This is a genomic window from Amycolatopsis sp. Poz14 (assembly GCF_006704225.1).
GTDB lineage: Bacteria > Actinomycetota > Actinomycetes > Mycobacteriales > Pseudonocardiaceae > Amycolatopsis > Amycolatopsis nivea.
Map to the genome: position 1 here is coordinate 377,405 of NZ_JACLHD010000001.1, position 12,894 is coordinate 390,298.

The 12,894-nt window shown below is 68.7% G+C and carries 12 protein-coding genes and 1 pseudogene; 8 read left to right on the forward strand and 5 right to left on the reverse strand.

The genetic code is table 11. The annotated features are described in order from the left end of the window. Positions 1 to 28 precede the first annotated feature (28 nt). Positions 29 to 1,501: an adenylate/guanylate cyclase domain-containing protein gene (locus tag FKO37_RS01990; protein WP_037807674.1), complete on the forward strand. Its 1,473-nt coding sequence runs from the start codon at positions 29 to 31 to the stop codon at positions 1,499 to 1,501. Here FKO37_RS01990 and FKO37_RS46855 read toward each other — a convergent pair. Beyond that, positions 1,498 to 1,953 (reverse strand): MarR family winged helix-turn-helix transcriptional regulator, encoded by a 456-nt coding sequence (locus FKO37_RS46855; protein ID WP_051728591.1) that lies wholly within the window; start codon positions 1,951 to 1,953, stop codon positions 1,498 to 1,500. The genes FKO37_RS01990 and FKO37_RS46855 overlap by 4 nt on opposite strands. 74 nt (positions 1,954 to 2,027) lie before the next feature. Here FKO37_RS46855 and FKO37_RS02000 point away from each other — a divergent pair, with 74 nt between their 5' ends. Further along, entirely contained in the window at positions 2,028 to 3,218 is a 1,191-nt protein-coding gene (locus FKO37_RS02000) for an FAD-dependent monooxygenase (protein WP_037807211.1), read from the forward strand. A gap of 1 nt (position 3,219) precedes the next feature. Here the strand turns inward: FKO37_RS02000 and FKO37_RS02005 are convergent, their stop codons facing one another. After that, positions 3,220 to 4,218 carry a beta-ketoacyl-ACP synthase III gene (locus FKO37_RS02005; RefSeq protein WP_037807209.1) on the reverse strand — a complete coding sequence of 333 codons (999 nt, stop codon included), beginning with the start codon at positions 4,216 to 4,218 and terminating at the stop codon, positions 3,220 to 3,222. A gap of 203 nt (positions 4,219 to 4,421) precedes the next feature. Here FKO37_RS02005 and FKO37_RS02010 point away from each other — a divergent pair, with 203 nt between their 5' ends. Further along, a complete protein-coding gene (locus tag FKO37_RS02010; protein ID WP_238603582.1) occupies positions 4,422 to 4,892 on the forward strand; it encodes an Lrp/AsnC family transcriptional regulator in 471 nt (156 codons plus the stop codon). 165 nt (positions 4,893 to 5,057) lie between these two features. Further along, positions 5,058 to 5,465, forward strand: a complete 408-nt coding sequence (locus FKO37_RS02015; RefSeq protein ID WP_043837742.1) for an SsgA family sporulation/cell division regulator — start codon at positions 5,058 to 5,060, stop codon at positions 5,463 to 5,465. Positions 5,466 to 5,552: 87 nt separating this feature from the next. Here the strand turns inward: FKO37_RS02015 and FKO37_RS02020 are convergent, their stop codons facing one another. Then, positions 5,553 to 6,650: a S1 family peptidase gene (locus FKO37_RS02020; RefSeq protein WP_134727925.1), complete on the reverse strand. Its 1,098-nt coding sequence runs from the start codon at positions 6,648 to 6,650 to the stop codon at positions 5,553 to 5,555. Between the two features lie 358 nt (positions 6,651 to 7,008). Here FKO37_RS02020 and FKO37_RS47700 point away from each other — a divergent pair. The 4 genes and pseudogenes from FKO37_RS47700 to FKO37_RS02035 form a co-directional block, all read left to right on the forward strand. After that, a pseudogene (locus FKO37_RS47700) lies at positions 7,009 to 7,503 on the forward strand (ATP-binding protein); the annotation flags it as partial. A gap of 1,935 nt (positions 7,504 to 9,438) precedes the next feature. Beyond that, entirely contained in the window at positions 9,439 to 9,816 is a 378-nt protein-coding gene (locus FKO37_RS47705; protein WP_370318178.1) for a helix-turn-helix transcriptional regulator, read from the forward strand. A gap of 26 nt (positions 9,817 to 9,842) precedes the next feature. After that, complete coding sequence (locus FKO37_RS02030) at positions 9,843 to 10,517, forward strand: DUF1345 domain-containing protein (RefSeq protein WP_106961501.1); 675 nt, start codon at positions 9,843 to 9,845, stop codon at positions 10,515 to 10,517. A gap of 44 nt (positions 10,518 to 10,561) precedes the next feature. Next, on the forward strand, positions 10,562 to 10,882 hold the full coding sequence (locus FKO37_RS02035; protein ID WP_037807204.1) for an antibiotic biosynthesis monooxygenase: 321 nt from the start codon (positions 10,562 to 10,564) through the stop codon (positions 10,880 to 10,882). 43 nt (positions 10,883 to 10,925) lie between these two features. On the opposite strand, the gene FKO37_RS02040 is transcribed toward FKO37_RS02035, so the two are convergent. Both FKO37_RS02040 and FKO37_RS02045 read right to left on the reverse strand, forming a co-directional pair. Next, on the reverse strand, positions 10,926 to 11,639 hold the full coding sequence (locus FKO37_RS02040; protein ID WP_043837749.1) for a G1 family glutamic endopeptidase: 714 nt from the start codon (positions 11,637 to 11,639) through the stop codon (positions 10,926 to 10,928). A gap of 199 nt (positions 11,640 to 11,838) precedes the next feature. Further along, positions 11,839 to 12,894, reverse strand: a complete 1,056-nt coding sequence (locus FKO37_RS02045) for an ABC transporter substrate-binding protein (RefSeq protein WP_238603584.1) — start codon at positions 12,892 to 12,894, stop codon at positions 11,839 to 11,841.

Here is a 12,894-nt window from a genome sequence, read left to right on the forward strand (position 1 = left end):
CACCCCATACGATCTGCGGGTGCGCACGATGATCGCGGGGAGGTTCCGGCTGGTTCTGCGCACCAGTCTGGGCTTCGCCGCGCTCGGCGTCGGATCGAGTGTCGCCGGTGCCGGAGTCGTCGCGTTGCTGCTGCTCCTGCAGGGGTTGCCCGAGGACGTCGACGACCGCGGCTGGGTGCTCGGCGTCACCGCGGCCGGGGTGGTCGCGCTCGCCCTGATCGTCGGCACGCTCTGGACCGCCTACCTGCAGCGCCGCACCGTGGTGTGGTTCACGATCGGCCGCCCGCCGACCGCGGACGAGGCGAAACGCGCGCTGCGGCTGCCGTTCGACATGGCTGTGGTGAGCGGCACGCTCTGGCTGATCGGGGCACTCGCGCTGGGCATTCTGGCCGGCGTTCTCGGTTCGCTCGGCGACGCGGCGGGCATCGCACTCACCATCGGCCTCGGCGGGCTGACCACAGTCGGGCTCACCTACCTGGCCGCGGAATGGGTCGCGCGTCCGGTGATGACGATGGCACTCGACGTGCTGCCGCCGCGCGGTTCGCTGCCGGTCACGGTGCTGACCCGGCTGGTCGTCACCTGGGTGCTGGCGAGCGGCGTGCCGCTGATCGGCGTGCTGCTCGTGACCACGCCGCCCGATCTCGGCCGCAACGGGAACCCGACGGCGAGCCTGATCGTGCTGTCGGTGACCGGCCTGACGACCGGCGCGATCGGCACCGCGCTCCTGTCCCGCGCCGTCGCCGCGCCGCTGCACCGGCTGCGGATCGCGCTGGACGGCATCGCGCGCGGACGCAAGGACGTGCACGTCGACGTGGACGACTCCAGCGAGATCGGGATGCTGCAGACGTCGGTCAACGACCTCGCCGCCGGCCTGCGCGAACAGGACCGGATGCGCGATCTCTTCGGCCGCCACGTCGGCACCGACGTCGCCCGGCACGCGCTCGAATACGGCGCTTCGCTCTCCGGCGACGTCCGCGAGGTCACCGCGTTGTTCGTCGACGTCGTGGACTCGACTGCGCTCGCGTCGCGCACTCCGCCGCAGGAACTGGTCGAGAAGCTGAACCGGTTTTTCGCGAGCGTGGTGTCCGCGGTGGACGCTCGGGGCGGGCTGGTCAACAAGTTCCAGGGCGACGCCGCGCTGTGCGTTTTCGGCGCGCCGACCCGGCTGTCCGACGGCCCGACGATGGCGCTCGCCGCGGCCCGCGCGATCCGCGACGCGGTGCTGGCGGAAGGCGAGCTCGACCTGGGGATCGGCGTCGCGACCGGACAGGTGTTCGCCGGGCAGCTCGGTGCGTCGAGCCGCCTGGAGTACACCGTGATCGGCGACGCGGTGAACGAGGCCGCGCGGCTCACCGAACACGCGAAAGCGGTTCCGTCGCGGGTGCTCGCCAGCGAAACGACGGTGAAAGCCGCGCTGGGCGGCGAACGGGAACATTGGCGGCTGCACGGCGAACTCCACCTCCGCGGCCGCCACCGCGAGACCCGGACCTGGACGACCTAGAGTTCCCGGCCTTCGTTCATCGCCTCCGTGATCCGGGCCAGAAAGTCCCGCACCACAGCGCTTTCCGCCGCGTTGAGCGTGCGCGACACCGCGTCCAGCTTCTCGATCGGCGGCCGCCACACCGCCGCCGCGATCTCCCGCGCGGCATCGGTGACCGTGACCGCCACTCGCCGCCGGTCGGTGTCGCTGCGGACGCGCGCCAGGTAACCGGCCTCTTCCATCCGGTCCACGAGCGTGGTCGCCGACGGTCCGCTGATCCCGAGGCGGCGGCCCAGTTCCACCGGCCCCATCGGCCCGTGGTGGTTGAGGATCGCGATCGCGGTGAGGTCGTTCGCGTTCATCTCGACGCTCTTCGCCATCCGCGCCATCAGGTCACGGCTGGCCTCGATGACGTCGCGCACCGCGAAGGTCGTCTCGTTCATGTTCGCGAGCGCTGCCTGGTTCTCGTCCACGCGACCCTCCTTGTCAGTAGAGAAACTAATAGATAGGTTATCTATGTACATGAGCAACGGCAAGGAGGGGCACCATGACCCGTCGCAGTCTTCTCGTCTCCGGAGCCAGCATCGCCGGTCCCGCGCTCGCTTCCCGGCTCGCGCGCTCCGGCTGGGACGTCACCATCGTCGAACGGTTCGATCATCTGCGCGAGGAGGGCCAGAACGTCGACATCCGCGGCGTCGGCCGCCAAGTGCTGCGCAAAATGGGGCTCGAAGAGGCGGTCCGCGCCGCGCACACCGGCGAGGTCGGCACGCAGTTCGTGGACGGACACGGCCGCGTGGTCGCCGAATTCCGCGCCGGCGAGGGCGATTCCGGAGGCGGGACGGCCGAGATCGAAATCCTGCGCGGCCAGCTGTCGAGACTGCTGTACGAGCAGTCAGCCGGCGAGACGACGTATCGATTCGGCGACCAGATCCAGGCGTTGCACGACGACGGCACCGGCGTGGACGTCGACTTCCAAAGCGGCCAAACCCAGCGCTTCGACGCCGTCGTCATCGCCGAAGGCCTGCGCTCCCGCACCCGCGCGATGCTGATGCCGGACGCGCGTCCGCACGAACTCGGCCTCTACACCGCACACCTCGCGATCCCGCGCATCGCCACCGACAACGCTTGGTGGCGCACGATGTTCTGCGGCCGCGGCCGGATGTTGTTCCTGCGCCCGGACAACGTCGGCACGATGCGCGCCGGACTGTTCTTCCTGTCCGACGTGCGCGGACTGGACCGGCTGACCCCCGAAGACACCGTGTCCGTGCTGCGCAAGACGTACGCCGACGTCGGCTGGGAAGGGCCGCGCGTACTGGCTGAAATGGACAACGGCTCGCTTTACCTGGAGGGCGTCGGCCAGACGAAACTGCCGACGTGGCACCAAGGCCGGGTCGTCTTGCTCGGCGACGCCGCGTACTGCGCTTCACCGATCAGCGGCATGGGCACGACGCTCGCCCTGACCGGCGCGTACATCCTGGCCGGAGAGCTCATGGCGCACGAAGACCCGCAGGCGGCGTTCGGTCAGTACGAACACCGGATGCGGCCGCTGGTCGCCGAGGCGCAGCGGCTTTTCCCCGGTGCGCCGCAGGTGACGATGCCGCGGTCGCGGGCGCATCGGACCGCGCTCCACGCCGCGCTGCGGATGGCGAGCACGCCGTTGGCGCAGCGGCTGGGCAAGGTCGCTGGACGGTTCGAGAAGCCGCGTTCGGAAGCGATCGCGCTGCCGGAGTACGCGTAGCTCAGGGCAGCTCGGGCCAGGTCAGCACCGTGGAGCCCCAGGTCAGCCCGGCTCCGAACGCGGTAAGCAGCACCCGGTGGCCCGGCGTCAGCGTCCCGTCGGCAACCGCGTCCGCGAGCGCCAGCGGGATCGACGCCGCGCTGGTGTTGCCGACCCGCTCGATGTTCGACACCACCGCGTCCGCGGGCATGCCGAGCTGTTTCGCGGTCGCCTGGAGGATGCGGATGTTCGCCTGGTGCCCGACGAACCGGTCGACGTCGCCGACCATCCAGCCGGCCTCTTCCAGCACCGCGCGCGAGGATTCCGCCATCCGCGCGCACGCCTGCCGGAACACGGCCGTGCCCTGCATGACCATGAACCGGTCCTTCGGGTTCTCCGGCACCCGCTGCGCCGCACCGCCCGCCTCGACCCACAGCAGCTTGGCCAGTTCGCCCTCGCTGTGCAGATCGAACGGGCCGAGCGCGCCGCGTTCGCCGGGCTCGCCCGCGCGCAGCAGGACCGCGCCGCCGCCGTCGCCGAAGATCGGCACCGTGGTGCGGTCGTCCGGGTCGACCAGCGAGGTGAAGACGTCCGCGCCGATCACCAGCACCCGCTCGGCCATCCCGCCCGCGATGAAGCCGGCGGCGGTGGCGAGCGCGTAGATGAAGCCGCTGCACACCGCGTTGACGTCGAGGGCCAGCACCGTGCCGAGGCCGAGCCGGGCCGCCACCTGCGGCGCGGTGGCCGGGCACAGCTGGTCGGCGGTGGAGGTGGCGAGCACGACGGCGTCCGCGTGCCCGTCCGGGCCGAGCGCCGCCCGTCCCGCCTCCTCGGCGAGATCCACTGTGGACTGGCCGGGGGCGACGCGGCGGCGCTCGCGGATCCCGGTGCGGGTGCGGATCCACTCGTCGCTGGTGTCCAGGCGGGCCGCGATCTCGTCGTTCGTCACCACGTGCTCGGGCAGCGCGCCGCCGATCCCGGCGACGACTGCGGCACGGTGGCGCGACCGGACAGCGCTCATGGCGGAACCTCCCAGACCGGCTTGTTGGCGGACGTCGCCGGTTGCCTCCCTTGTATGGCCTACCCCTGGGTAGACCGGTCAGTTGTGTTCCACGTCACTAAGAGACCTCTTCCACATTCGCTCGATAGGAGGTATTGCGACCAGCGTCTCGGCGGCGTGATAAACCCGAGGCTTTTTGTCGGTCCGCCCGGTTAGCCTGAAGTGTGCGCACTCCCGACCTGGACCAGCTTGACCTCGCCATCCTCTCCTGCCTGCAGACCGACGCCCGCACGATCGCCGAGGTCATCGGGTCCAAAGTCGGCCTGTCCGCCGCGGCCGTGCAGCGGCGGATCAAGCGGCTGCGCGAAGCCGGAGTGATCGAGAGGGAGGTCGCGGTGCTGTCCCCGGCCGCGCTCGGACTGGACATGACGTTCGTCGTCATGGTCGAGATGGAGCGCGAGAGCCTGGCGGTGCTCGACGGCTTCCGCGCCCAGGTCCTCGCCGACGACTGCGTGCAGCAGTGCTACTACGTCACCGGCACCGCGGACTTCGTCCTCGTGGTCACCTGCCCGGACATGGCGGCGTTCGAGAATTTCGCGCGGCGGATGTTCTTCGACAACCCCAACGTCCGGCATTTCACCACGAGCGTGGCCATGGACCGGGTCAAAGTGGGCCTCACGCTGCCGCTTTCCTGACCTGCGCGGAAACGCAAGGGTTCTGTGTCCGGCGTTACGTGTTCGCGGCCTGATGCAACCGATCGCGTGAACGTCGGCGGAACGACGTCATGTGCTCCCGAGTCGATCATCTCCCTGCCGACCAGTTCGCGAGGCGCGAACGACCGGAGGACTCCAGGAGCAGCCGTGCACACCACCGACGCCGTACACCAGACCCAGTTCGTACTGCTGAACGAGAGCACTACGCCGGTGCTGTCCCGCCTCTCCTTCCACGTGGCGGAGCCCTACGCGGTCACCGTGGCGTTCCGGACCGAACGCGGCCGGTGGATCGAGTGGACGTTCGCCCGCGACCTGCTCGTGACCGGGCTGGACGAGCCGACCGGGATCGGCGACGTGCGGATCCGGCCGGACCTGTCCGAGGACGAGGCCTTGCTGACGCTGGAAATCGAGTCGCCCGACGGCTACGCGTCGTTCGAACTGGAACGCGCCGACCTCGAGGCGTTCCTCGAATCCTCCTACGAACTGGTGCCGCTCGGAGCCGAGAGCGAGCACTTCGACATCGACGGGCTGATCGAGGAGATCAGCAACGTCTGACCGAAGACCTGCCGATCCCGCGGCAATGCGGACAAGGGCGGTTCGAGTGCGCTGGAGGCACTCGAGCCGCCCTTGTCGCGTTTGGACTCAGCCGCGGACGAGCGTCGTGCCGGTCGCCGACAGCGCGACGTTCACCGGGTAGTAGTAGCTGTTGACGGTGTCACCGCCGGAAACCATGCCCTGTGCCTGGTTTCCGCTGATGAACGAACCGCCGGAGTCGCCGTGGTCGGACCGGGCGTTGGTGAGCACCATGCCGGTCACGGTGCCTTCCTGGTAGCGCACGGTCTGGTTCTTGGCGCGGATCGTGCCGCAGGTCCAGCCGGTGGTGGAACCGGACTTGCACACCGAAGCGCCGACGGCGGCCTCGGTGGAACCGGCGACGCGGGTGCCGTTGTTGATCTGGCCGACCGGGGTCCAGTTGCTGTTGACCCGCGCGGCCGCGTAGTCCGCGCCGGGGAAGCGGTACGTGGTGAACTGGCCCATCGCGACCCGGTTGTAGCCGGACAGCGCGCCGCCGCCGGTGAGTGCGGCGCAGTGGCCAGCGGTCAGGAAGCCGCCGTTCACCGAGAATCCGACGGAGCAGCGGGACGAGCTGCCGATGTAGTACGCGTCCCCGCCGAGGACGTTGTAGTGCGCCTTGGGCACTGCCGAGGTCTCCGTCACGGTCACCGCCGAACTGTCCACACCGGACTGGCGGACGAACTGCTCCGCCGCGCCGCGCTGTCCCTTGAGGACAGTCAGGCTGATCCGGTTGCTCGCGGTGTCGATGCCCCAGCCGGTGACCGACTTCGGCGCCGCCTTCTCGTGGGCGTTGAGCGTCTGCACGGTCGAGTCGAGCTGCCGGGCGCTGAACCGGACCACCTGTGCCTCGGCGCCGGCCGCGCGCACCTGGTCGACCAGCGCCGCGTCGGTCACCGAGACCACGGCTTTGCCGGTCGACGCGTTGAAGCTCGTGCCGCTGAAGCGTTCGCCGAGAGACTTCTCCAGTGCCGCGCCGACCTTGTTCGCGGCCTCCTCGTTCGCGAGCCGGGCGAGTGCCTGGCCGTGGGTGAGGCCGAGGTCGCGCTGCATCGCCGGGACCATGTCGGGGTTGAGCGGGGCGGCGCTGGCGGCCGGGACGCCGGCGAAGATCGCCGTCACCGCCGCGGCAGCGGTTGCGGCGCCGAGGAATCTGATGGCTTTCATGCTTCTCCCTCGCGTTCGGTTCCCCCCGGCCTCGAAGGGTGCGGCGGTGGTCCAATCCACTGCAATAAGGGGGCGCGAGAATAGGTAGCGGAGCAATCCTTAAGTAGGGACTTGTGCGACTACCGAGCGTTCGCCGCGACGGCGGGCGTCCGTGGGTTGTTCCGCTGAACCGGCGAACTCCACGAGGTTTCGCACTCTTTGTGACCGCGCGCCGGGTTTTCTTCTGCCATTTGGTTACCGTGCGGAGGCAGACGTGTGAGGAGCGTGCGCATACTCCCGTCAAGAGTCGGTTTACCCCGCCCCGCGCACTGCTTAAGCTCCGGGCGAAACGGACAAGATGCTCGCTGGGGAGGTCGTGATGTGGCCGGCCGTTCCGACGGTGGTGTCCGTGCGTCCGCGTCCGGCGGCTTTCGCCGGGCGGGACCGCGAACTCGCCGCCGTCGCCGAAGTTCTCGGACACCGGCCCGCCGCGGTGCTGGTGGAGGGCGCGCCGGGAATGGGCAAAACCCGGCTGCTCGCCGAACTCGCCGCGCGCCCGGAGTTTTCCCGCGTCCGCGTGCTGCGCGGCGCGTGCCCGCGATTGGCCGAGCCGTTTCCCTACGGTCCGGTGCTGGAAGCGTTGCGCTGCGCCGGAGATCGGCTCGGACCGCTGAGCCCGGTTGCCGGTGCGCTGCAACCACTTCTGCCGGAACTCGCCGACGTCCTGCCACCCGCGCCTGAACCGCTGCCGGACGCCAGCGCCGGGCGGCATCGCGTGTTCCGCGCGTTCCGGGAACTGCTGATCGCCTGCGGTCCGACCATCCTGCTCATCGACGATCTGCATCGCGCCGACCCGGGGACCGGCGACCTGCTGCGCTTCCTCGCCGTCGACTGGCCGCCGGAACTGGGCGTGGTCGCCACTTGCCGCGCTGGGAACTCTCGCGTTCGCACCGCGCCAGAAGTACACAGCGCGCAGGTGACGCTCGGTCCGTTGGACGCCGCGGCGGTCACCGCGATGGCTTGCGACCTCCTGGGGTTGCCCCGGATCAACGCCGAGTTCGCCGCGAAGCTGCACGAGTACACGGCCGGGATTCCTTTTGTCGCTGAAGAAACTCTCCGCGCGTTGCGGGGCGTTGAACTGACTGAGTCGGCGTTGGATCGGCTGGAAGTTCCTGCCGCGCTTCAGGAATCGGTGTCCAGGAAGCTGTCCGCGCTGACTGAGGCCGCGGTCCAGCGCACCAAAGCCGCCGCCGTGCTCAACATGCCCGCGGAGTTGTCGGTGCTGAACGAACTGGCCGGGTTGGCCGAGGACGAGAGCGCGTTGTCGGACGGGCTCTTGGACGAGGTCGACGACAATCGCTACGGCTTCAGACATCCGTTCGCGCGCAAAGCCGTGTACGATGGTCTCAGCGCGTCCGAGCGGAAATTGTTGCACACCAAGGCAATGCACCTTCCTGGTCAACCGTTGTCGCTGCTCGCCGCCCATGCGCAGGCCGCCGGACGCGTCGAGGAATGGCAGTACTACGCGGAAGAAGCGGCTGACGAAGCGATCGCGCACGGCGATACCGCACGCGCCATCGATCTGCTGCAGGCGATCGTCGCGAAGGCCGACGAGGACGCGGTCGGCCGGTTGGCGAAGAAACTCAGCGATGTGTCGCTGCGTGTCTTCCGCCCCGATGTCCATCTGACGCTGGAAAAGGTGCTCGAAGACCGGCCGCTGCCGCCAGCCGTGCACGGGACGATCCGGCTCGCGCTGGGCATGCTGCTGGTCCGCGTCGCCGGACGGCTGGAGCAGGGGCGTGCGGCAGTGGAACGCGCCGTCGCCGAGCTGGCGGACCGGCCGGAACTGGCCGCGCGCGGGATCAACCTGCTCGCGCTGCCGTTCGACGGGCTCACCCCGCTGTCCTGGCACGAGCAGTGGATGCGCCGCGCCCGGGAAGTCCACTCCGGACTGACCGATCCCGAGCTGCGGCTCGCGCTCACCGGCGACCGGATCGCGACCGCCGCGCACATCGGCGACGGTTCGGCGTGGGCGGAGTTCCAGGCGATGCCGGACACCGCGCCGAGCGTTGCCGAGCGCGTCCAGCTGGCCCGGTTGTGGTGCAATCTCGCCGACGCGCAGTCGTGGTCCGGCCACCTCGACCGGACCGAAAAGCTGGTCGCCGAAGGCCTGCGCCGGGCTTCCGAAGCCGGCGCGCTGTACCCGAAAGGCCTGATCGAAGGCACCGAAGTGCGCCTCGCCTGGTTCCGCGGCAATTGGGACGGCCTGGCCGAGGCGACCGAAGACGTCCGTACCCGGCACCCGACGCTGGGCGCGATCGTCATGGAGACGTCGCTGGTGCTGGGCGGGCTGGCCGCGGTGCGCGGCGAGTTCGCGGCAGCCCGAAGACACTTGGCCGACGCCTCGGCACACCGTCCGGGCGAAGGCCCTATCCCCGTTGTGTTGTGCGCGGCTTCGGTGTTGATCGGCGTGCACCTGTCGACCGACGACGTCGCCGCGGCCTGCGAAGCCGCCGATGTAGCTGTCGACGCCGCACGTCGCAAAGGCGTGTGGGTCTGGGCAGCGTCGCTCGTCCCAGCCGCCGCGGAGGCGTACACGCGCGCAGACCGTTGGCACGACGCCGACGCTTTCGTCGAAGAGTTCGCGCGCGGCATCGAAGACCGCGACGCACCTCTCGCCACTGCCGCCCTGCACGCTGGCCGCGCCGTCCTGACAAACGCCCGCGCGAAACACCTAGCGGCCGCGACGCTCTTCGACACCGCAGCCGACGCGTACGCAGAGCTGCCGATGCCGTACCTCGCCACCGGCATGCGTGAACGCGCGGCGCGCTGTCGTCTCGAAGCAGGACAGAGCGGTGCGACAGCTGCGCTCAGTCAGGCCGCAGCTGCGTACGTACAGCTAGGTGCCACGCGCGACGCTGGCCGCTGTCATCACGTGCTTCGCGAACACGGTGCTTGGGCACCGTCACAGCGCGGCCGTCGCGGTTACGGTCGTGAGCTGTCGCCGCGAGAGCGCGAAGTCGCCGAGATGCTCGCGGAAGGCCGGACAAACCGTCAGATCGCCGACGGTCTGTTCCTGTCTCCGCGCACGGTGGAGCAGCACGTAGCGAAGGTGCTTCGCAAGCTAGGCGCGCGAAGCCGCACGGACGTCGCGAGGAAACTGCCGTCACCGGAAACCGCGCGGTAACGAGCACACCGTCCTACCGTGTGCACGTGGCTGATAAACCAGTGCCTGCCTGGCGGCGGGCGACCAAAGGCGAAACCCGGTGGCCCGCGGCGGCCGTCGTCATCGGGACCCTGGCCCTGCAGCTCGCCTTGCCCGACGAGATGGTGCTGCACCCGTGGTGGCTGCTGCCTTCGCTGACCGCAGTGCTGATCATCGCGCTGCTGTTGCTGAACCCCGGCCGGCTCACCGAGTTCAACATCGTCGAGCGCATGGTCGCGCTGACCGCGCTCGCCGTCGTCAGCGTGCTCAACGGCGCGTCCGCGGTGCAGCTGGTGATCGGGATCGCACAGGGCGCGCAACGCGGGCACGCGGTGCAGGTGCTGATCAGCGGCGTGGTCATCTACTGGACCAACATCGTCGTCTTCTCGCTCTGGTACTGGGAGTTCGACCGCGGCGGCCCGGCCCGGCGCGCGGCGGGCCGGGCGGACTTCCCCGACCTGCAGTTTCCGCAGATGAGCGACCCGTCGATGGCCAAGGCCGAATGGGAACCGCGGTACCTGGACTACCTCTACACGTCGTTCACCAACGCCACCGCGTTCAGCCCGACCGACGTCATGCCGCTGCGGATCTGGGCGAAAATGACCATGATGGTCCAGGCCGGGATCTCGCTGCTGCTCGCGTTGATGGTGTTCGCCTGGGCGGTCAACGGCCTCCAAGGCTGAAACCCGCTGGCCTCGCCCCGCGTCCGACAGGTATATCTCCGGCCATGGAGCTTCCCGAACCGCCGTATTACGCGGTGATCTTCACGTCCCGGCGCACCGACGGCGACCGCGGCTACGCCGAGCGTGCCGCCTACATGGCCGAACTCGCCGCGAAACAGCCCGGCTACCTCGGCATCAACTCCGTCCGCGACGAGTCCGGGCTCGGCATCACCGTGTCGTACTGGCAGGACGAGGAATCCATCGCCGGATGGCGCACCAACCTGGAGCACACGGAAACCCGCGACCAGGGCCGCGCCGAGTGGTATCGCGAGTTCGACGTCCAGGTCTCGCGGGTCGAACGCGCCTACCGTTTCGAACGTCCGTGAAGGGGCCCCTGAGGGAATCGGATTCCCTCAGGGGCCTTGCTTTTTACTGCCGGGTCATGGTGAAGCTCTGGCCGTCCGAGCCGATCGCGCCGGGGGTCCAGGTCGCGCTGCCGCCGTCGTCCGCGTTGAGGCCCTGCGGGCTGGTGTCGGCGAGGTTCTTGCCGTCGAACTTGACGCCGTCGAACTTCACGCCGCCGTTGATCGCCGGGTACGAATCGGACGGCGATTCGATGATCGCCTCCGCCGACGAGTGCTTCGCGTTCAACGACTGCGTGGTCGTCTTCGTCCAGCCCTGGGTGTCGTTCTTCAGGTCGAGTTTGTAGCTGTTGTTGCTGCGCGTGACCGTCGCGGTGATGTGGTCGCCCGCCTTCACCGGAGCCTCGCTAGCCGAGTAGTAAACCGGTGCGGCCGGGTACATTTCGTACCACGCCTGGTATTGCGGGCTGCCGCTGGAGCAGTCGGTCGCGACGCCGGTCTGCTCCACAGAGGACGATCCGTCGCCGTCGATGCCGACCCACGGCGCGAACAGGTCGTTGCTGGAATTGCAGGTCGCCGCCGGTTCGGTCCAGCCTGCGGTCGCGGTCGTGAAACTGCCGAAACTGACGTAGCCGCCCCAGTTTCCGCCGGAGTAGTGGTTTCCGTGGAAGTGCTTGCCGAACGTCACGGGCCCGGCTCCCGCGCCTGCCACGAGGGTCGCGGCCGCGAACGCGCCGACCGCCAGCAATCCGAGGGGACGACGGAAAGATCGTGAACTCATGGGCATCCAATCTGGTCACGGGAGTGCCTGCGCGTACCAGTGTTGAATTTCGCTCGCCCGGGTTGGTAGCTACTTTCGAAGGGTATTCACATCTCGGGAAATCTTCACCAAATGTCCCGATTCTCCTTTGTGTACACGGAAGTCCGTGCCCGCCCGCCTGGGGAGGCAGCGGGCCGGCACGGACTCCTTCCGAAGTGGACTACCGCGCCGTACGGGCGTGCGCGGCGTCCACGAACTGGGTGGTGTACGTCTTGGACAAATCGATCTTGTCCTTTTTGGGCTTCACGTTGCTGGAAGACGCACCCAGCACCTTCAGCACGTTCTGCGCGCCGGACGGGTCCATCCGGCCGTCCTTGGTGAACATCGGCAGACTGTCCTTGAGCGACTTGATGTACAACGCCTTGTCCCCGCCCGCGAACGACGGCGGCATCAGATCCGCCACCTGTTCCGCGGCGTGCGTGGAAAGCCACTTCAGCGAATTCACATACGCGTTGGCGAGTTTCTGCACGACGTCCGGATAGCGTTTCACGATTTCGCAGCTCATGTACAGCGAACTCGCCGGGTAAAGCCCGCCCAGCGCCGCGCGCGTGCCTTCCGGCGTGCGCATGTCGTAGAGCACCTTGGCCTGTCCGGTGTTGGTCAACTGCGCGATGGTCGGGTCGGTCGTCATGCCCGCGTCGATCGAACCTTGTTGCATGGCAGAGATAAACGTCTGCCCGGCCCCGACCTTCACCGGCGTGTAGTCCTTGCTGCCGACGCCGCCGCGGCTGGCGAGCGCCTTGGTGAGGAAGTCGGTCGACGACCCCAGCGACGTCACGCCGAGATTCTTTCCGCGGAAGTCCGCGCCGGACTTGATGTGCCCGGCCTTCGGGGTCGCGACCATTTCCGCTTCCCCCGGCACATTCGCGAACTGCACCACGCTGGTGATGCATTGGTCCTTGGCCTGCAGGTCGATCGTGTGGTCGTAGAACCCGACTACGCCCTGCACTTCCCCGGCCAGCAGCGAGGTTTCCGCGTTGGCCCCGGACGGCTGGTCGAACAGTTCGACGTCAAGGCCCTGCTTCTGGTACTCGCCAAGCTGCTTCGCGAGCTGCCCCGGCAGATAGATCACTTTGGACAGCCCGCCGACCATGATCTTGATGTGCGGCCGTCCGCCGTTGCCGAGGTCGATCTCCCGGGAATCCCGGCAGGCGCTCACCCCGGCCACGGTCACCAGCGCGGCCGCCGCGACCGCGAGTGTCCTTTTCAGCCGCAT

Bases quoted from the DNA above. Each gene is read 5' to 3' on its own strand.
- FKO37_RS01990 (WP_037807674.1), top strand. From the start codon at position 29: ATGATCGCGGGGAGGTTCCGGCTGGTTCTGCGCACCAGTCTGGGCTTC.
- FKO37_RS02000 (WP_037807211.1), top strand. From the start codon at position 2,028: ATGACCCGTCGCAGTCTTCTCGTCTCCGGAGCCAGCATCGCCGGTCCC.
- FKO37_RS02005 (WP_037807209.1), bottom strand. From the start codon at position 4,218: ATGAGCGCTGTCCGGTCGCGCCACCGTGCCGCAGTCGTCGCCGGGATC.
- FKO37_RS02020 (WP_134727925.1), bottom strand. From the start codon at position 6,650: ATGAAAGCCATCAGATTCCTCGGCGCCGCAACCGCTGCCGCGGCGGTG.
- FKO37_RS47705 (WP_370318178.1), top strand. From the start codon at position 9,439: ATGCGTGAACGCGCGGCGCGCTGTCGTCTCGAAGCAGGACAGAGCGGT.
- FKO37_RS02035 (WP_037807204.1), top strand. From the start codon at position 10,562: ATGGAGCTTCCCGAACCGCCGTATTACGCGGTGATCTTCACGTCCCGG.
- FKO37_RS02040 (WP_043837749.1), bottom strand. From the start codon at position 11,639: ATGAGTTCACGATCTTTCCGTCGTCCCCTCGGATTGCTGGCGGTCGGC.
- FKO37_RS02045 (WP_238603584.1), bottom strand. From the start codon at position 12,894: ATGCGGCTGAAAAGGACACTCGCGGTCGCGGCGGCCGCGCTGGTGACC.